The 19,153-nt window shown below is 32.5% G+C and carries 20 protein-coding genes and 1 other annotated feature; of the genes, 3 read left to right on the forward strand and 17 right to left on the reverse strand.

What is annotated here, in order from left to right; all coding sequences use genetic code 11:
* Nucleotides 1-218 precede the first annotated feature (218 nt).
* The 8 genes from Q8G36_RS20765 to Q8G36_RS20800 all read right to left on the reverse strand — a co-directional run bounded on the left by Q8G36_RS20765 (nucleotide 219) and on the right by Q8G36_RS20800 (nucleotide 9,493).
* Nucleotides 219-401, reverse strand: a complete 183-nt coding sequence (locus Q8G36_RS20765) for a hypothetical protein (RefSeq protein ID WP_252278723.1) — start codon at nucleotides 399-401, stop codon at nucleotides 219-221.
* Nucleotides 402-725: 324 nt separating this feature from the next.
* On the reverse strand, nucleotides 726-1,634 hold the full coding sequence (locus Q8G36_RS20770; protein WP_275729321.1) for a PhzF family isomerase: 909 nt from the start codon (nucleotides 1,632-1,634) through the stop codon (nucleotides 726-728).
* A 195-nt stretch (nucleotides 1,635-1,829) separates the two neighbouring features.
* Nucleotides 1,830-2,348 (reverse strand): general stress protein, encoded by a 519-nt coding sequence (locus tag Q8G36_RS20775; RefSeq protein WP_305161492.1) that lies wholly within the window; start codon nucleotides 2,346-2,348, stop codon nucleotides 1,830-1,832.
* A gap of 138 nt (nucleotides 2,349-2,486) precedes the next feature.
* Nucleotides 2,487-3,479: a S66 family peptidase gene (locus Q8G36_RS20780; protein WP_305161493.1), complete on the reverse strand. Its 993-nt coding sequence runs from the start codon at nucleotides 3,477-3,479 to the stop codon at nucleotides 2,487-2,489.
* A gap of 427 nt (nucleotides 3,480-3,906) precedes the next feature.
* Nucleotides 3,907-5,274, reverse strand: coding sequence for an MFS transporter (locus Q8G36_RS20785; protein WP_305161494.1), 1,368 nt, complete (start codon nucleotides 5,272-5,274; stop codon nucleotides 3,907-3,909).
* A 605-nt stretch (nucleotides 5,275-5,879) separates the two neighbouring features.
* Nucleotides 5,880-6,353, reverse strand: coding sequence for a signal peptidase II (gene lspA, locus Q8G36_RS20790; RefSeq protein WP_305161495.1), 474 nt, complete (start codon nucleotides 6,351-6,353; stop codon nucleotides 5,880-5,882).
* 303 nt (nucleotides 6,354-6,656) lie between these two features.
* Nucleotides 6,657-8,354, reverse strand: a complete 1,698-nt coding sequence (locus Q8G36_RS20795; RefSeq protein ID WP_305161496.1) for a MutS-related protein — start codon at nucleotides 8,352-8,354, stop codon at nucleotides 6,657-6,659.
* 503 nt (nucleotides 8,355-8,857) lie between these two features.
* Complete coding sequence (locus Q8G36_RS20800) at nucleotides 8,858-9,493, reverse strand: class I SAM-dependent methyltransferase (RefSeq protein WP_264639589.1); 636 nt, start codon at nucleotides 9,491-9,493, stop codon at nucleotides 8,858-8,860.
* A gap of 108 nt (nucleotides 9,494-9,601) precedes the next feature.
* On the opposite strand from Q8G36_RS20800, the gene yeiL reads away from it, so the two are divergent.
* Nucleotides 9,602-10,264: a transcriptional regulator YeiL gene (yeiL, locus tag Q8G36_RS20805; RefSeq protein ID WP_305161497.1), complete on the forward strand. Its 663-nt coding sequence runs from the start codon at nucleotides 9,602-9,604 to the stop codon at nucleotides 10,262-10,264.
* 139 nt (nucleotides 10,265-10,403) lie between these two features.
* Here yeiL and Q8G36_RS20810 read toward each other — a convergent pair whose 3' ends face one another.
* The 5 genes from Q8G36_RS20810 to lepB all read right to left on the reverse strand — a co-directional run bounded on the left by Q8G36_RS20810 (nucleotide 10,404) and on the right by lepB (nucleotide 14,067).
* The gene (locus tag Q8G36_RS20810; protein ID WP_063575032.1) at nucleotides 10,404-10,751 is read right to left on the reverse strand and encodes a cupin domain-containing protein; all 348 of its coding nucleotides are present in this window, start codon (nucleotides 10,749-10,751) and stop codon (nucleotides 10,404-10,406) included.
* A 276-nt stretch (nucleotides 10,752-11,027) separates the two neighbouring features.
* Entirely contained in the window at nucleotides 11,028-11,369 is a 342-nt protein-coding gene (locus Q8G36_RS20815) for a DUF4181 domain-containing protein (protein ID WP_305161560.1), read from the reverse strand.
* Between the two features lie 268 nt (nucleotides 11,370-11,637).
* A complete protein-coding gene (locus tag Q8G36_RS20820; RefSeq protein WP_305161561.1) occupies nucleotides 11,638-12,294 on the reverse strand; it encodes a VanZ family protein in 657 nt (218 codons plus the stop codon).
* Nucleotides 12,295-12,559: 265 nt separating this feature from the next.
* Nucleotides 12,560-12,781 carry a hypothetical protein gene (locus Q8G36_RS20825; protein WP_305161498.1) on the reverse strand — a complete coding sequence of 74 codons (222 nt, stop codon included), beginning with the start codon at nucleotides 12,779-12,781 and terminating at the stop codon, nucleotides 12,560-12,562.
* 737 nt (nucleotides 12,782-13,518) lie between these two features.
* Nucleotides 13,519-14,067: a signal peptidase I gene (gene lepB, locus Q8G36_RS20830; RefSeq protein WP_305161499.1), complete on the reverse strand. Its 549-nt coding sequence runs from the start codon at nucleotides 14,065-14,067 to the stop codon at nucleotides 13,519-13,521.
* Between the two features lie 249 nt (nucleotides 14,068-14,316).
* On the opposite strand from lepB, the gene Q8G36_RS20835 reads away from it, so the two are divergent.
* Nucleotides 14,317-14,553, forward strand: coding sequence for a hypothetical protein (locus Q8G36_RS20835; protein WP_305161500.1), 237 nt, complete (start codon nucleotides 14,317-14,319; stop codon nucleotides 14,551-14,553).
* On the opposite strand, the gene Q8G36_RS20840 is transcribed toward Q8G36_RS20835, so the two are convergent.
* The gene (locus Q8G36_RS20840; protein WP_305161501.1) at nucleotides 14,546-14,707 is read right to left on the reverse strand and encodes a hypothetical protein; all 162 of its coding nucleotides are present in this window, start codon (nucleotides 14,705-14,707) and stop codon (nucleotides 14,546-14,548) included. The two genes, Q8G36_RS20835 and Q8G36_RS20840, sit on opposite strands and share 8 nt — an antisense overlap.
* Before the next feature lie 165 nt (nucleotides 14,708-14,872).
* Here Q8G36_RS20840 and Q8G36_RS20845 point away from each other — a divergent pair, with 165 nt between their 5' ends.
* A complete protein-coding gene (locus Q8G36_RS20845) occupies nucleotides 14,873-14,989 on the forward strand; it encodes an IS110 family transposase (RefSeq protein WP_235568260.1) in 117 nt (38 codons plus the stop codon).
* A 385-nt stretch (nucleotides 14,990-15,374) separates the two neighbouring features.
* Here Q8G36_RS20845 and Q8G36_RS20850 read toward each other — a convergent pair whose 3' ends face one another.
* From Q8G36_RS20850 to Q8G36_RS20860, 3 genes are all read right to left on the reverse strand, one after another.
* Complete coding sequence (locus Q8G36_RS20850; protein ID WP_370694091.1) at nucleotides 15,375-16,622, reverse strand: MFS transporter; 1,248 nt, start codon at nucleotides 16,620-16,622, stop codon at nucleotides 15,375-15,377.
* A 123-nt stretch (nucleotides 16,623-16,745) separates the two neighbouring features.
* Nucleotides 16,746-16,991: a binding site (T-box leader), on the reverse strand.
* 242 nt (nucleotides 16,992-17,233) lie between these two features.
* Nucleotides 17,234-17,716, reverse strand: coding sequence for a hypothetical protein (locus tag Q8G36_RS20855; RefSeq protein ID WP_305161503.1), 483 nt, complete (start codon nucleotides 17,714-17,716; stop codon nucleotides 17,234-17,236).
* A gap of 188 nt (nucleotides 17,717-17,904) precedes the next feature.
* Nucleotides 17,905-18,789, reverse strand: coding sequence for a GNAT family N-acetyltransferase (locus Q8G36_RS20860; protein ID WP_305161504.1), 885 nt, complete (start codon nucleotides 18,787-18,789; stop codon nucleotides 17,905-17,907).
* Between the last annotated feature and the right edge of the window lie 364 nt (nucleotides 18,790-19,153).

Here is a 19,153-nt window from a genome sequence, read left to right on the forward strand (position 1 = left end):
TCGAATACCTAAAAAAGAAAGGCTATACAATCGCTCCATCTGAACAACAAACTGCATAACCAGTTAAATAACGACATAGTACATTTACCCCCATCAAAAAAATGAGAATATGGAGGGTTTATTTTAGTGTGGCTTTTTTACTGTTGTGTTTTCATACAAAAAAGCTGCCTAAAGCTCTGATCTTCAGCTAACGCACCTGTTAAGCTTAAAAATCCGTTTTATTTATCAATGTCTATGTCATCATCGAGAAAAGATTTTTTATCTTTAATTCCATACTTCTTTTCAAGTAATTCACCAATAATTGAGCTGTTAATACCTCTTCTGACTGCTGTTTCAATAACTATATAAAGAATAAATAACGAAATAATATAAAGAACAATAGATAAACCAATAGACTGCATTTAAAAAACCTCCCTAACTACCTGCCCCGTTCATAAAGAAAAGACTGCCTTAAAGACAGCTCTGATCTTCAGCTAACACACCTTTAGTTGAATAAAAATTATTTTGTTAAAAGCCAAATTACAAATAAAACAATAGTAATTATAGCCCAAAAAATAGCCTGTCTATTTTTCGAACCTCTTTTTTCTGTACTCAAATAATCATCTCCTTGATATATTTTACCATAAAAATCCAATGTCTTTATGCAACTATCCTGCCCCGTTAGTGCCATAAGAAAAAGGCTGCCTTGAGACAGCTTCGATCTTAAGCTAACGCACGTTGAATGGCTATTCAAGTAATAACTCGGACTTAAATACGATTACAGCATTTCCCGCAATCCTTACTTCCTCTGGTTCCTGATTACAAATTTTCACTTGGACATCAATGATACCCGACCGTTTTATAGCTTCGCCCTGCACTGCTTTAAAACTGAATAAAGAATTATCATGTTTGACAAGTCCATGGTGTATTAAGTATGCGCCTAAAGGACCGTTCGCATTACCCGTAACAGGGTCTTCGTTAATACCAATTGCAGGAGCAAACATTCTTCCATGAATTAAAATTTCCGAGTCGGGAGCATTCATCGTAAAAACATAGAAACCATTGCAATTAATTAATCCACTGACTTTTGTAAGTAGATCCATATCAGGGTTTAATTTGTGAAGAAGTTCCGAACTCTTAATTCCAATCATCACCTTGGAATGCCCGGTAGAAACGATTTGTACTGGACAATCTTCTAATAAATCTTTTTCACTAATATTGAGAGCCGTTAATATGTTTTCCAAAGCTACACCATCAATCACCGTTTCAAAACTAATACTACCCTGCGTCATTATAATTTTGTAATCATTATCTTCATTAATCACATCGACTGGTAAAATGCCGGCACCGGTTTTATGATAAACTTTAACTGTATTTAAACTATTTTCAACTGCACGAGCATAGTGGGCCGCAATCGTCGCATGTCCACAAATGGGAACCTCATGTGTAGGCGTAAAAAAACGAATATGTACATCAGATTCACTATTGGCTGATTTAAAGATAAATGCCGTTTCCGAATTGTTTAGCTCTCTTGCAATCCTCTGCATCTCACCCGAAGATAAACCATCTGCATTTGTAATTACACCAGCAGGATTACCCGATAATTTTTCTTTCGTAAATGAATCAATTTGATATAATCGGTACTTTCTTGGCATGTCATTTCCCACCCTTTAATATAGTGAATTTCCGGTCCTTTATACTTTCTATAATTCTTATTATATTAAATTACCCCATTAGCTCCACAAGAAAAAGAGTGATTGTCACAGCTCTTTAAAGAACTAACGCACCCGTTTGTTTAAGAACATCTTTTCACAAACTTATTCATTTTTAGTGACTAATATATTAATTTCTCAACGACAGTCGTTTAAGTCTTTACTTATACAGGCTTGCTTCAACCTTTTAGTTTTCAGCAAATATTTAATATCTGAGATATTATCATATGATAATTGAATGTGAAAATAATTAATATATTCTAAAACTGCAAAAATGCAAATAAATCCTGCAATTGACAATCCCAATACTGGTAAAGAAGGATACCATTTAGAGAAATCAATAGCGAAAGCTAAGAGTGAAATCGCAATCAAGATTATATTGATTTTTTTCAAACGTCGTAACTGTTTAACAGTTTGAATGGGAGTTATAGATGTATTTTCTTTTCTTAAACGATTCCATTTTTTATACCAATAAATGGTTCCTTGTAATAAAATAAATTCCAAAAGAAGAAATGATGTCCAAAAAGAAAACAATGAATATAATTGTATACTGGGAAATGCAAAGTTATAAAAATAACTTATAACAATAAAAACAATTATTGCGTTTCTTTCACCTTTATAAAGGTACGCAAGTCTTTTTTCTAATAATTTCTTCACAGAATCACCTTTATTTCTTTAGCTCTTTTAAACTCCAATATCCAGATTATATTCTACCTTATATTGGAATTTTATGGAACTATTCTGCCCCTTTAGTTCCATAAGCGAATTTTTAAATTTCGCCCCGATATTATAAATTTAAATCCATTTCTCTGTACAATACACTTTCTTCGCTGTGGCATCTAATTTTATTTTTTTTCCAATTGCTAATGGGTGCATTGGATGCGTATGACAACTATCAAATTCAGCTAAAATCGGAATATCTTTACCGTCAAGTTGCTCCAATAAAATATCAAGTGGTTTTCTTCCTGTGCCTAAATCATCAAATCGTTCATGTTTGCCTAAAATAATGCCTTCTACCTTGTCAAATACTCCATGTAGCTTTAACATCGCCAAATTTTTCTCAACAATTGACGCATTTTTTGTACAATCCTCAACCAGTAAAATATCTCCCTTTTTAATTTCAGGAAAATATTCTGTACCTATAAATCCGCACATCGCATTATTGTTCCCACCAATTAATCTACCTTCTGCAACACCTGATTGTCCTGTAACCCACTCATTTGAAAAAAGGGTTTTCTCTGTAGTTTTTTCAAGCCAGTTAACGGCTTCATCTGACCAAAATGCTGGTATCGGCACTTCATATGGCAGCGTTGATTCTTTTATATAATAATTTTCAAAATATGTATATGTATCGTTTACAAGAGGCTCAAATTCACCAAAAGACGGGATCAGAGCTGGTCCATAATAAGTTGAAATCCCTGTTTTTGCATATAAAGCTAAAAGAATAGCTGTTGCATCTGAATAACCGACAACTAGTTTTGGATTTTCCTTCAATGCTGCATAGTCAATATAAGGGAGCATACTATTGGAGTTTGCTCCACCAATCGTGGACATGACCATTTTAATTTCGGGATCACGCAATAATGCGTTTAATTCATCTGCACGTTCCTTCGGTGTACCTGAACGATATGTATCGGCCTTTCCTGTTAGTTTCCCTTCTACGATAATAAAACCTTTTGATTCTAAAAATTGTTTTGCCCGCACATAACGCTTCTGAGCCGTTACAGTTGCAGGAGATGAAGGCGAATAAATACCTATCTTATCGCCTTTTCTAAGATGTTGTATCATGTTATTGCTCCTCCTCCTCCTTATATTTTATTTATCTATTAACTTAACTGTCCAAAATATTAAATATTCGAAACTCGTAACATATATCATAATATGAAAATTCTTACTTTTATTGTACTTTTAATCTCAACATAAAAACAGCTTGTGATTTTCCCAACCATCAAGCTGTTTTTATCTAACTTTATATAAATTATTAATCTTTTTTATAAACGTTACGATATTAGGGATCGCCATATCAAAAAAGAAAATGGTACGTTTACCAACATTTTAGATACAAACTAACCTGTTTCTTGTATGTTAAGGAGCCGGTTAGTTTGTGTCGTTTTCTAGGGTATATAAATAGGAATTTAAAAGTTCTAGTGAAAGCTTTCTTGGGCATTTTATAAGTAACATCAAAACGTTTATATTTTTAAAACAACTTAGATGCTTAACTAACTTTTTGGGGTAATTTAAAAGCTGCCATTAAACTAAATAAGATTAATATTAGTTGAAGTCCAATGGATGTAGTTATACCTATATAGGATTCCCATCCAACAGCTTTACTTATAGCAATAAGTGCTCCACCTATACCAATCCCCACGGCCGGAGTAAAAGTATCAGCAATCTGTAAATCTGCCGATACTTTTCCTTCAGCACCACTACTTGCAAATTCAAAAGCTATTGCACTACTAGTAGGGTTAGCTAAACCGATACCAAACCCCAATACGATTTGGCTTGTAACAGCAATAATAATACTAGTAGTTGTACTAGATATCCATACTATAGGAATTACGGCACTAATGCCTAATACCATTAATCCAACACCAACTATTACACGTATTCTTCGCCCTTGACCGTGGTCTTTTTTATCAAATTTGGCTTGAAGCCATGCAGCAAGTGACCAACTAACTGAAGCAGATGCTACCACAAGTCCGGCTATGTCAACTGCAAATCCTTTTACGGATGTAAGCATTAGAACTATATATGTTTGTGTTCCCCAGTAGCAAGCCATAAATAAACCACGAGATGCAATGATTGCAGGTAAACCAGATCTTGATTTAAAAGTACCGGGGGGTAAAAGTGAACGTAATGGGAAAAATAATATAACAGACCCTATAATTGAAAGGGTAACTCCATTCATTTGGGGTAACCATCCTAGTCCTGTAATTAACATGCCTGTGCTTATAGTCAATACAATTGGTGATAAAAATTGACTTTTACGCTCAGTATTTCTTTTGGTGATAACTTTTTTAAACGTAGGTATTGTCAAAATAGCAGAGACTAGTAAGATGGGTATAATGCCGCCAAACACAAATCTCCATGAAAGATGCTCCGCAATGACTCCAGCGATATAAGGACCGATAAGTGCAGGTAAAACATATGCACTTGAAAAGGCAGCTAAAATTTGTGTACGGAGTGAATCTGGATAACGAATTGTAATACTTGTATAAATACAGTTAATAAGTGCACCTGCTCCCAAGCCTTGCAATGCTCGAGCACCTATCATGATAAACATATTAGATGCAACCACTGCCCCAAAAAGGCCTAAACCAAATAATAGTAATGCGATAATAAACGGGAGGGTAGGACCATGTTGATCAACGTATTGTCCAGCTAAAATAGTTCCAATCAGTTGTGCTAGTAAATATGCGCTGAACACCCATCCATATAATTCCATTCCGCCTAATTCACTTGCTAAAAGTGGTGCAACAGTGGTAACAGCTAATCCCTCAAAAGCAACAGCTGTAATAGTAAGAATAATTCCTATAGTTAGAGTGAAATACTGAGGACTAAATATTCCCTTTCTGTGATTCATGCTAGAATAACCTCCTAAAATAGTACTCAAAAGTTGTTTTATATGTAATTGTCTAAACAACTTTATGAGAAAGAAATAATGCAAGAAAAATAACATGCACTATGAGCATTTACGTTTAAAGGAATACTACATCCCAGTCAAACGGTGTTACATCTAATAAATTTATTGTTTCAACGGTCCAATTGATAACACTTCTTCTTTTAATAACTCTTCGTTAACATCCCATAAATCCTTCTTTAATAGATTTATAAAGATAGCTATACATATTATACCGAAAGCAATAATCCCTACTTTCTTTTTAGATTTTATACCTATACTCCACCTTAAACAGCAACCTTCCTAACGAAATTATTCATTTTATTATAACAATGATTTCCAAAATAAGTCTGAATTCTTATAGAACTAACCTGCCCCTTTAGTTTAAGTACATTTCTTCACAATCTCACAATACACATTAGCATAATATATATCCAGTTTTGTTTAGAAGTCTTATTCAATTAAATGGCCCTATTCGATAAGAAAGAGCGCAATTCTTATTCCAGAAATGCGCCCTTTTGCTTAATAACAAAACTTATATGTTCTCAGCTTTTGATTTTGTCTTTAATTTAAATTTGTTCATTCACGTTCTTCTTTTGTTTGTCTTCAAAAAGTATATGAATAAATAATAGAGAAACTCCAACACAAAGAGAGGAATCTGCTACGTTAAATATAGGAAATGGGTATGACCCAATGTAAGTTTGTATGAAGTCCACAACTTCTTTATGGAAAATACGATCTACGAAATTCCCTATAGCCCCACCTAACATTAGTCCAAGAGCAATTCCTATTAAACGCTGATTTCTTGCATACTTTTGGATATAAATCACAAGTCCGATTACTACGATAACGGTGATAACATAAAAGAACCACATCTGATTTTGAAGAATTCCCCAAGCAGCACCTTGATTACGAGATGAAGTAATATACAAAACGTTTTCGATAACCGGAATACTTTCTCCAATCTCCAATTCTTTAACAATAAGCCATTTTGTAAACTGATCAAGTGTAATGATAATAAGGGCGATAATATAGTAAAGCACAAGCTTCCCCCAACTTTCCTAGAATATAACTTTGAACTATTACCTTACTGCTATTACTTTACCATAAAAAACCAAATTATATTTTATTAAACTAATCTGCCCTGATAGTCACATAAAAAGAAAAATCTGCCTTAAAGACAGCTTTGATCTTCAGCTAACGCACCACGTTAGACATAATGAACGAAAACGGCTCCCATCGCTTAACGTAGATTGCACTTGGTCATAATGTTACTACCAAAAATAAAAAGTCACAAAATTAACAACTAACGCAAAAACAACATTTTCATTAAAAATCTATTAAAATTAAGATTTGTTTCTGTCTTTTTTGGTATTATTACTATCCCCAAAAACATCCCACTTTCGTCTCTCGGTAAAGTGGTGTGCCAAACTATTCGCATTATTTGTGATGCTTTGTGGATACCCAGTTATTTCAAGTAGTTTGATGGCGTTCCTCGATTTTGAAGGACCAGAATGAACTTTATAATCAAATTGAATTTCTCCATTTACGATTGATTCCCTAAAATGATAATTCGTGTACATATTTACAGCTATTTCTGTTAGCTCAATATCATGTGTTGCTAGTACATTCATTCCTTTATTTAATGAAAGCCATTCCATCATGGCTGCGGATGCTGCAATTCGTTCGATTGTATTTGTACCCTTTAATATTTCATCAATAAAGGAGAGACATGGTTTTCCTTCCTTAATAAGGTCAATAATACGTTTAAGGGATTTTATCTCGGCAATAAAATAACTATCACCATTTAACACGTTGTCTTGAATAGCCATTGATGTAACGATGTAACTCGGCCTCATAGTCCAATTTTCCGCAATGGCAGTATTAATTGTCTGGGCTAAAATTGCATTAATGGCGACCGCTTTAATGTATGTTGATTTCCCTGATGCATTAGAGCCTGTTACGAGCGTACACTTTTCGAGATTAGATGTGTTTGTAACCGCCTTTTCTATAAGTGGATGGGCCATATTCTCGAAAGACAGCTCTTCCTTATCAATGAAAGTAGGTGTGCAATATGTCCCCAGTGAATTGCGATAAAATGCTACCGCTATCGCTGCATCTAATTTCCCTATAAGCTTCCAGACTTCCCGATATTCTTTTTGATGTGTGGAAATTGTTTTAATGATATTATTATATGAAATAAAATCCAATAAAAAGAGGATACGTAAGTATTCAAATAAAACTTCGAAATCCCCACCACTTCCACTACCAAACGAGGCTATCTTGTTAAAAGTTATGACTTTCTTGATAGGTTGAACAAATTCTTTAAGGCCGTTTGTATGTGTTAGTAATTTTGGATGCTTAAGAGAGGAAACACGCTTCCCTGCATTAATAATTGCTGCTACATATCTAACAGAAAAAAGATCATTTTCTAACCTCATTTTATTTCGATAATAAATGATTGCATTTAAGAAAAGTGACCCCAAAAGACTTACAATTCCAAATTTAAGACTGAAAAACAACAAAAGAATTGAGGCAACTGGCAATAAAGAGAAAATAACATATAAATATGCATTTTTTATTTTATTATCCTTAAGATCAAAGAAAAATGAAGAAGAATTTGTATAATTTTGTTTACCAAGGTTTGAAAGGATTAGAAGGACTTCTTCTCTTAATTCCTGATCCGCAGCAAATAATCTATAAAGTCCCTCATCATTTTGTTCTTCTGATGGATTAATATCCCTAAGCTGATTGAATAAGTATTCTGATCCAACAGTAGATTGTGTGTAATTGAGCTTTTTGAAAACATCATCCATCGCCAAATCGTCCCAAGTTAGCTGATCTACACCGTCATAGTTCTTTGAGTTTTTTTTTCTATTTGACCAGTAAGATGAAATCGAATTAAAATCTATGCTTAGTGAGATAAACTCAGCCGTATCCCATTCTTTTTGGATCTTTTTAATTATCTTTCTATTTTTCGTTAACAAATGATAAACAATAACAGAAACTACAACAATTAACACAATTACAATTGGATTTGACAATAGAAACACTCCCGATATTCTACGAACCAGCAAATAGAATTAATAAAAACTAAAGCTATAAAAGTGATTATCAATACAAATGAAATCAAGCCCAATTATCTTTCATCAGATCAACATCTCTTTAATTTAAACTTGCTCTTTAATTTAATACGATTGGAGCATATAGAAGTTTCAATTTTAATAAAATTTACCAATTAAAATTAGTTAATAATTATTCCTGCCTATTGCAGATAAAAAGCAGACGTTTTTTGAAGATTACTTATGAACATCATACCTTCTTATTGTACTAACCTGCCCCGATAGTTCTATAAGGAAAAAAAACCAAGGATTGATTTAGGTTTATTATTTTTATATACGATTAAACTTTATTTAAAATGGAACATCCTTTTTTTATAAACGGTACGACTTTATTTTAAAACTATAACCAAGTACGTTAACACGTTTTCATTAATAAAAACTCCATCTCTTGAGATAAAAGAGATGGAGTTTTATCCATACTGAATTTATTTTACTTTTCCTATATATACTAAACCATTCGAACGATTACCATTCATCGTGGTATATACTACTTCCCTGTATTCTAATTCTTCAAATTGATTTGTCCACTCTTTTACACGCTCTTCACTATGGTGGCGTAAAATGGCTCCATCAGGTAATTCAAACACCCCATAGGTATGATACTTAGCTATGCCTTCTTCGTAACGTACTTTGTTTCTTTCATCATTATTAAGTAAAAAATCATTAATATAAATAATCCCTTCTGGTTTTAGTACTCGTTTAATCTCATTTAGAATAGCATTCTGCTCCTCGTTTTTATAAACACACGTTAAAACCGCAAAAAGTAAAACAGCATCCAAAGAATGATTAGGAAAAGGAAGCTTCCCACTTTGAATAGCTTGAAAATCAATTTCTGAATCATTAGACTTAGCTCTTTTAATCATCTCTTCTGAAAAATCTACACCATGTAAATTCTTATAATCATAACCTCTCAGTTCAATTAAGGTTCTCCCGTACCCACAACCGTAATCCAATATGGCAGCATCACGATTGACATGGGGGTGAAATAATTCTGGTTGAAAAGGTGTAGTAAATTCTTTTTTATTAGCTACCTCGTTCCAATAATCATTTTGTTTAATCATATATATGAGACAACTCCTTCTTGATCTATTAACTTATATTGCATCATAGCATGTAAAAACATAAAATAATGTGAGATATCCCATATTTTGATAATAGTAGGAGAAACAATGAAATTTATAACCGAGCCTATGCACAGTTACTACATCGGAAAATACTCAATTCAATCACTTTTTTCCTTTCCAATTACTCCGTTTATCCAGGTCTGCCAATTTGAACGTGGTGAATTTATTTACAAGGAAGGTTCTTATCCCCAATATATTTACTATCTTGTTGAGGGGAAAGCAAAACTATATGTTACCCACGAAAATGGGAAAGTTTCCTTAATTAATTTTTTACAACCTCTAACCTTTATGGGCGAAGTTGAACTATTAAATTCAGAACGATATTCTAAAGCTATACAAACTGTCACCCAAACCATTTGTTTGGCTATTCCAATCAGTACTTGTAAAGATAAGATCTTAACAGATGTTACGTTTCTAAGGTATTTATGTAGCTTTTTAAGTGAAAAAGCAACTCAGATTTCAGCTAAGTATACACAAAATCAAGCCTATCCACTTGAAAACCGTCTAGCTGCCTTTATACTTTTATCGGCTGATGGTGACTTTTACAACGAGAAACATACTGAAGTATGTGAGTACTTAGGTGTATCATACCGTCATCTACTCCATGTACTAGCACAACTATGTAAAACAAAAATTATCGAAAAGCAATCAAGAGGCTACGTTATTCGAGATAAAGAATGTCTTGAAAAACTAACTAAATCAAATTAAAGATCATAAGAAAATAATTATATGTATACCATAAACAACCTTAGTTAATATAATGTTGTTTATCGGAATATAAATGTGAAAGCCATTTAAGATAAGTCTTAAATGGCTTTCACATTATTTATGTTATTTTTTCTTTTATTTACTCATCAATGATGATAGTATTAGCGTCTTTATCCTCGAAACAAAGGTTTACTGTTCTTTGTTTAGCTCTGGTTCTATGTACAGTTCCAGCTGGAATAAGTAATGTATCATTCGGTTTTAAAACAGCTGTATCCTTGTCTTTAAAGTCAATTAACAATTCCCCTTCTAAAACCATAAATAGCTCATCTGAATTAGAATGGTAGTGCCATTTGTATTCACCTGAAAATACAGCGATACGAAGGCAGTGGTTATTAATATTTGATACAGCAAAATTTACATGTTGATCTTTAATATCTTTTGTAATTTCCTGTAGATTAATCTTTTCTAACTCTAATTTCTCTACCATTATGATTCCCCTTTTGTACGTATTAATTTTCATTTTTCATTCTACTAGATGTCCTATTAACAAAAATAATATTATCTGTAAATACAAAAAGCTGTAGACTTCAAATCTTTTTATTTAATATCTTCTAAATAGATTGAATTACTCCTACTTCCAAGTAATTATCGTTTATGCTGTGGCTTTGGAACAAAGTTTAATCATTTTTGTGTTCCTTAAAGAACTAACGCACCCGTTAGTTTAAGTACAATATTTCACAATATCTTATTTTTTCTGATTTGTTCAGAAACCTAACTCCAGCAAATACTCAATATTATAAAAAATTATTATGCCTAACATTAGAAAAATAAGTGTAGTAACATATTGTTTTGAGTTCTTAAGGTACTTCCACTCCAGAATAGATTGAAATCCTAATATTAGAACAATATAGAGTATCCAATACCACTTTATAACATTGGTATCCTTTGTAATAACAAACGGTATAGTACATAAAAAGATAACTAAGATAATGCCTCTTCCCCATCGGTCAACATTCTTGCCAGAAGTTTCCGAAATCTTTTTCTTTTCAACACCAATTAATTTATTTATTATTTTTTCTAAGAAGAGTATTAAAATTATAAGCATAATAAACAACAAAAATCCCACAACAAATCCCTCGTTTTTATCTTTATTATACTATTAAATTTCCATTTACTGTTGAAGTAACCTGCCCCTTTAGTTGTATAAAGTAAGAGCTGCCTTATAGACAGCTCTGATCTTCAGCTATAGCACCCGTTAGTTTAAGTACAAACCTTCACAATCTTGCTATCCTGGCCCGTTTGCGCCATAAGAAAAAGCTGCCTTAAAGACAACTCTGATCGTCAGCTAAAGCACCTGTTTTTTTAAATAAAATTTATATTTTAGTTCCTTTATCGTTATCAAACAAACTTGAATTCCCAGAGTTTAAATTTTGTAATATTTCGATCTGAAATTTATCGGCTATTTTAAACGTAAATTTATAAATGAAGTATCCAAGAATAACACCTAATACATTACAAATTACGTCATCAATATCAACTGTTCTTCCCCGACCACCTGCGATTAGTTCAATAAATTGTATAGATTCTATACTAATTGATATAACAAATCCGAATAGTACAATATTTTTAAAACCCTTAAATTTATTCCATATTAACGGTGATAATACACCCAAAGGCATCAATAATAATATATTTCCACCCACATTTCTAATAATTAGACTAATCATAAACACGGTATCACCGTCATATGCAATACCTATTTGTTTAATATCGTTTATAATTCCAACAAACGGAATGAGGTTTAAGCCAAACTTAATATTTTGCATATTAAAATCAATCCATAAAGCTAATGGAAACAGTGTAACGGAAACAACCATAAGTATGTATAAAACAAAAAGAAAATTAATAACTTCCCTTAACCAATATACTTGTTTTTGTTTTTTAAATTTAAACCCTATTAAAATACCTCTTCCAGCCAAATAACATATAACTCCAAATCCAATAAGTAAACTACCATTAATTAAATACACTCCATCAACCCTTCCTTCCAGCTCAAACAAACCCTTATTTTACCATAAAATATACCTTTGTTGGAATTTAATTCTGCTCGTTCATTATCAGCAATAAAAGCAAGATTTTATTGCGTTTCTTAATGAACTATCCTGCCCCTTTAGTTGTATAAAGAAAAAGCTGCCTTAAAGACAGCTCCGATCTTCAGCTAAAGCACCCTTTTGTTTTAGTACATTTCTTCACAAAAATGAACTACTTCCCTCTAAAAAAATTGCCAAAAACTCACTACATACTAACAGAAAACCACCACACAATAACAATGATACTCACTGTCCCCCAAACTGTGGTTCCCACTATCCACCAAACTATGGGTTTAGTTGAAATTTCCTTACTTTCCATATTTCCTTTTATAAAAGCGAGCTTACTTTCCATATTTTTTTTCGTAAAAGCAATAACAACAAATCCAATTATGATGAAACCAACAGTTAACCAAAGTAATAGGTCCACTTTTTATCCCCCCTTTTTTTGAATTACCTTACTAACCTGCCCTGTGAGTGCCATAAGAAAAAGGCTGTCTCAGCAACCTTCCTTATTGAAATGAATCACCCGTTTGTTCTATTAAATTTTAATGTTGATTTTTTATAAAAATAAGGGAAACCGACTACAACGGTTTCCTAATCATTATAAGTTATCCCTTACGACTTCCCTTCGCTCGATATTCTATACCATAATAGGACACGCCAATGAGAAACAAAATATTCGATAGCATTAAAACAAATCCATTCCATTCTCCATCAAAAAGTGTCACGTTAATTAGATTAATAGTATGCATTAAAACTATGACAACAAATAAAATAGTGTGCGTTTTCAAATAAGATACATCTCCTGTTAATATTATAATGAAAATTCTTATGCAACTAACCTGCGCCGATAGTTGCAGAACAAAAAGGTTGCTTCAGCAACCTCCCTTATTGAAGTAAAGCACCTTTAGAAAAAGATTACCTTGGCAAGCCTCCCTAATTGAAGAAAGCTGTAGCTTTGGAATAAAGTTTGATCAAAAATAACTCGCAAAACCAAATTTAACGATAAATAAAACGAATCCATTTTGAAAAAAAAGATTGATCAAAATGGATTCATTACTTACAAATTGCTATAGCGATTAAAAAAGTTTGGTGGTTTTGATGATGCTTTTTGTGCTAAAGCACCACTTTAATGGGGAATTATCATTTCTTCTACTTGTACTATTATTTAGGTATGCCGATTTCTTGTAATGGATAAATTCGAAATTTCACTTCTCCAATAATCGAATCGTAGGAAATAAATCCGAAAATCCTGCTATCCTCACTATTTAAACGATTATCCCCCATCACAAATAACATGTTTTTAGGCACTTTTGATTCTCCAGTTTTTTCTTGCAATGAAAAGTCCTCTGTCAGTTTATTAAATGGATTATCTTCTTTATTTGCAATTAAATACGGTTCTTCTACGGCTTTCCCATTAATATAGAGCACATCATCTTTCATATCAATACGATCTCCAGGAAGCCCTATTACCCTCTTAATATAGTCTTTACCATCAATATCTGGTGCATCGAATACAATCACATCAGATCGTTGAATTTCAGTCGTTTTACTTACTACTACCCTATCTTTGTCTTGAAAGGTAGGCGACATTGATGCTCCCAATACAGTTGTAGGTGTAAAAAGAAATTGTCTACAAATAATAGTGATGATGAAAGCAAAGGCAATTGATTTTACCCAAGAATAAATTTCTTTTTTTGTACTTTCTTTCATGGTTTCCCTCCTAATATAATCTTGTTTTAATATATTAATTCTATCCTATATCAAGGAATATTAACAAAATTTGGTTCATCGCTCTTATACAACTATCTTGCCCCGATAGTTGATAAAGAAAAAGGCTGCCGCAGCAACACCTGTTATTGAAGTAAAGCAAGTTTTATAAGATCGAGTTAATGTTTAGCTTTTCAATTTGATAATTGTTTGTACTCTAATACAACGCAGCAGCAATCAGAAACCTATGCTTTGCAACAGCAAACGGCACTGGAACAGATAAGCGCAATTATGCAAATTATCGCTGACCAAAAAGAAGAGATTACGGAATTGCGGAAACTTGTTGTGGAGCTAGAAAAAAAGCAGGAAGAACAAGAAGAATACATCAAAGCTCAACTTACAGCAACTCAACAAAAAAGTGGTGGCAATTTTGGAAATAAGAAAAAGAGTAGCTCTTATGCTACTCCTAAATCCCATTTATTCATTTAGTAAATATCCACCATAATATAAGAATTATACACATTATCCCCCAAACTGAAGATTGAACTTTGGTACTTTTTTTACTTTCCATATTTCTTGTTATATAAGCCAGAACAAATCCAATTAAAATATTTGCAATAGTTATCCCAAATAATAATTCCACTTTTCAACCTCCTACTATACGCTGATAATATAACCACTATATAGAGATATTTACGCAAAATTTCATTTATTCTCCCCTTTTTAAAAACTCCAATTGATATCTATACATAAACCTAGATCAATAAATCTGGCAGCTGCTACTTTTATTGCGGAGATGGGTGTAGATATGTCCGTATTTAAGTCAGCTAAACATCTTGCCTCTTGGGCTGGTGTGAGTCCTGGAAATTACGAAAGTGCTGGTAAAAAAAAACGAGTAAAACCACACAAGGAAATAAAGCTTTAAAAACGATACAATCGCTCCATCTGAACAACAAACTGCATAACCAGTTAAATAACGACATAGTACATTTACCCCCATCAAAAAAAATGAAAATATGGAGGGTTTATTTTAGTGTGGCTTTTTTACTGTTGTGTTTCATACGATCTAACCTAGTTTAAAAGTATAACTAAATAGCACAAAACTTTCCAAATACGGTTCATTGGAAGGTTATTTGGCATGCACAAATTTAGTATAGCATGAAATATTTTAAGTTTTCATTGAAAAATGTTGACTAACTATTAGCTGGTTTAGTTGCATAAAGAAGGAACTGCCTTAAAGAAGCTCTGATCTTCAGCTAACGCACCTGTTAGTTCACTAAGGTTGGGATGTTTTCTTCTAATAATTCTGTTTAGAAACCCTTAGTTCTAACAGATTCAGGTTGGTATAATTGTTTTTTTGAGGGTAACAAGCTAAATACACACAACGTTAAGGAGAGTATCATCATAACTAAAACACCTGAAATCACAACAGTTTGAATTGAAGTAACCAGAGCCGCAGCTCCCATAATACTTGTTACCGTGATTACTAAAATCGCTTGAAATAAGCTATAAACACTCCCCACTCGCCCCATCACATCAACTGGTATATTGTTCTGATAAAATGTTAGAAAGCCCGTATTAGCATAAGCTATAAAAAAAGCTAGGATAAAGAAACCTACTGCTGCAATGATAAACGTACTTGAAATAGAATAAATAATATACCCAGTTGAGACTAGTACAGACCCCACACCAATTAATAGTGAGGTTTTTATCTTATTAACTATTAATGAGTTAGTTATTGATCCAACTACAATACCTACCCCAGCAATAGTGACCAAAAAACCATATTCACTGTCTGACAAAAATAGTACCTCTTTGGCAAATGCTGCTTCAAGAGAATCTACTGCATTCGCCATAATAATCATCACACAGCTAAACAAAAAGTAAATCATCATTATGTATCTATATTGACGACTAAAATCAACTACCACATACCAATCCTTTTTTATTATTTCTATTGATAGTTTATTATTCGTTGAGGAAACAACGGTTTGTTTTTCTAAATCAGGCATTAATAACGTAATCATACCTGATAAAAATAATGCTATTGCATTTGTATAGATTGCAAATATTGGAGTACCAATTAAAAACAATAATCCTGCAACAGATGGACCTATTAAAAATGCTCCTGATGTAACTAAACTATGAAGGGAATTAAATCGTTTTCTTTGTTCTTGCGGAATTAATTTTGTAATGTAAGTCATTGATGTCGGACCAAACATAGAACTCGCCATATTTATGATAAATACTACTAAATAAATGAGGGAAATGGATGACATAAAAGGTAATAAAGCTATAAATATAGCTCGGAATATATCAAAAAAAACCATTAGTTTTCGTTTGTTTAATCGGTCAATAATACTTCCAGCCCAAAAATTCGTACATAAAGTAGCCAAGGGTTTGATGATGTATAGAACAGATACTGCAAGAGGAGAGCCAGTCATATCCAAAACAATTAAATTAAGAGATATGAAATAAATCCATTCACCCACATTTGAGACTCCAATTCCTAGTAACAATATTGATGGGAATTTCCAAGACGTAAATTTTTTCTTCAAAACCATCTTATCTCCCTCTATTCTTATTAAAATATAGAACCTTTCTGCTAGAGATCTAACCTATACTTTTGATTTAAATAGTTTAGATACAAAATAAAAAAATCCCACCCCCAAGACCTAAGTCTTGGGGACGAGATTTAAAAATCGTGGTACCACCCCAGTTTATTAATATGTCACCATATTAAACTTATCAGGTACAGAAATCCTATACCCTAGCTCAATAACGGGAGCTCCCGTCACACCATCCCCAAAAAGGTTCCAATATGATACTCAGAGGCTTGGTTCAATAAATCATCCTTACTCCTTTCCACCAAACGGAGCTCTCTAGAAAGAATTGATTTTATTTACTTTTCTCTTCATCGCATTTGTTATTAAATTCATATTATCTTGTTTACCTTTTTATGTAAAATGTAAATTCTGCATTTATGGCTTATACAACTATCCTGCCCCGTTAGTGCCATAAGAAAAAGGCTGCCGCAGCAACCCCTGTTAATGAACTAAAGCACCCGTTAGTTCATTAAGGAAAGCGATTATTATTAAAGAATTGCACCCTTTTACTTCGATCGCACCCTTAGTTGAACTTGAAATGAATTTCAAGCAAGTTAATGTGTTTAATCTTGTACAAGATTATTCAAAATCTCTAATTTATTTAAGTCTTTATTATTATTTTTTGTTCTTCTATACCCATCTTGTAACGACTTATTATAGACTTTAAGGTAATCCGAAATAGTAAGTAAATGGTATTTTGCCCCGTTATCTTGGAATACATTTAAATTTTTATAGTCTACATCTGCAAATTCCAATAAATCCTCCGTGAAAGCAAACCCAATTTTAATATCATTTTTTATAAATTCGTGTTCATTTAAATCAACCATTGTATAGTCTGACTGCTCCATAGTATGTTTGAATATTTTCCATTTCTCTTCTAAGAAAGTTAAGGGAACAAGAATATCAATATCTTGGGGAGAAAAGTCCACTTTTGTTACTTTTCCAAGTCCCAATGAACCATATAGGACAGGTACAATGTCTAACTGTTGATTTAAAATTCTAGAAACGCTTATAAATTCCTTATATAAATAAAGTTCTCTAGTCATAATTTCGCCTTCTCTCAATCAGATATAACCGAGTTTAAAGTCCATACACTGACCTATTTCCTTCTTCAACATTACTGCCATTTTATTTTAACAACAAGATGATTTATATCTTTTTATAAACATCTGCATAAGGGAATTTCAACTGTTACCATAATTCTTTTCTTTTTTGTATTCTTTAAGAACTTAGACTATACATAAGGAATTACAACTGCATTACATGCTTTTTCATAAAATTCTATCGGCCCTGCTCCTCCGATAATTGCATACTCATAACCAACATCACTCATATCCTTTAAACAATAATGGAGAAGCGAATAGCCAATCCCACTAACTCTATTAGATACAGATACGCCCATAGGACCAAAATAACATTTCTTATTCTTATATATATCAAAACCTGCAAAACCGACTATTTCCCCTTTATTATCTAAAGCTATATATATCGGAGGTTCACTTAATAAAAATGCTTCTCGAATAGTTTGTGACCATTCTGTTGAAAAATTTTTTTCAACAAAAGGAATAAGGTTGGTTGCATCGTTATTATTTACTTTACGAATTTTGTACGAATTTATTTTTGGGAATATGTAATTGCCAAGATGAGTAATCATATCTCGCGAAGTAGTACCGAGGGTTAAAATTATTTTCCTGTCTTCATCTGATAAGAAACTGTCAATAACATTAGTTGTTATTAAAGCTTTAAGCAAATGACCTTCGTTTATATAGGTTTGGTTATATTTTTTCATATAACTAATTGCAACTTCGAAAACCTTTATTACATCTTCCGTTACGCCAACGTTGAAAAAAACACTGTTTGTTGTATTTTGAGTTGAAGGATTATCTATATTCTTATTCCAAGCTCTCAGAGAAGTTCTATCTATGGTACATTTTAAAGATATTTCTCCAAGTACTCCTGTTTTTTCATTTAAACAAGCTATAAGTAAGTGCACGGGCTGTAACACTTTAAGATTAGAAAATATAGCAGCTTCGTTTTCTGCACTCCTTATTATTCTTAACATTCTACCAGTGAAATTTATATTGGAATTATTCAGTTTTAACTCCTCCTTTCCAGCCATTCTACCATATTAAACCATATATAAAGAGTTTCTTATGCAACTAACCTGCCCCTTTAGTTCCATAAGAAAAAGCCGCCTTAAAGACAGCTCTGATCATCAGCTTACGCACCCGTTACTTGAATTAGAAATTTAATTAGCTTTTCTTGGTCCTCTTAAAAAATAAATAACTTATAACACCTAAAATTAATGCTATACCTCCGAAAACAATAACTTGAAATATAATATCCCCTATAAACATAACCTGTTCCTCCTATTCTAAAAAACATCTTCCTAAATCTGTATACGAGATTTTTCCTAAAAAGGTTTCAACTGATAGTTTGATTCTATAAGTCTTATTAAACTAAACTGCGCCGTCAGTGCCATA

The sequence above is a fragment of the Peribacillus frigoritolerans genome, assembly GCF_030676415.1.
Lineage (GTDB): Bacteria > Bacillota > Bacilli > Bacillales > DSM-1321 > Peribacillus > Peribacillus frigoritolerans_A.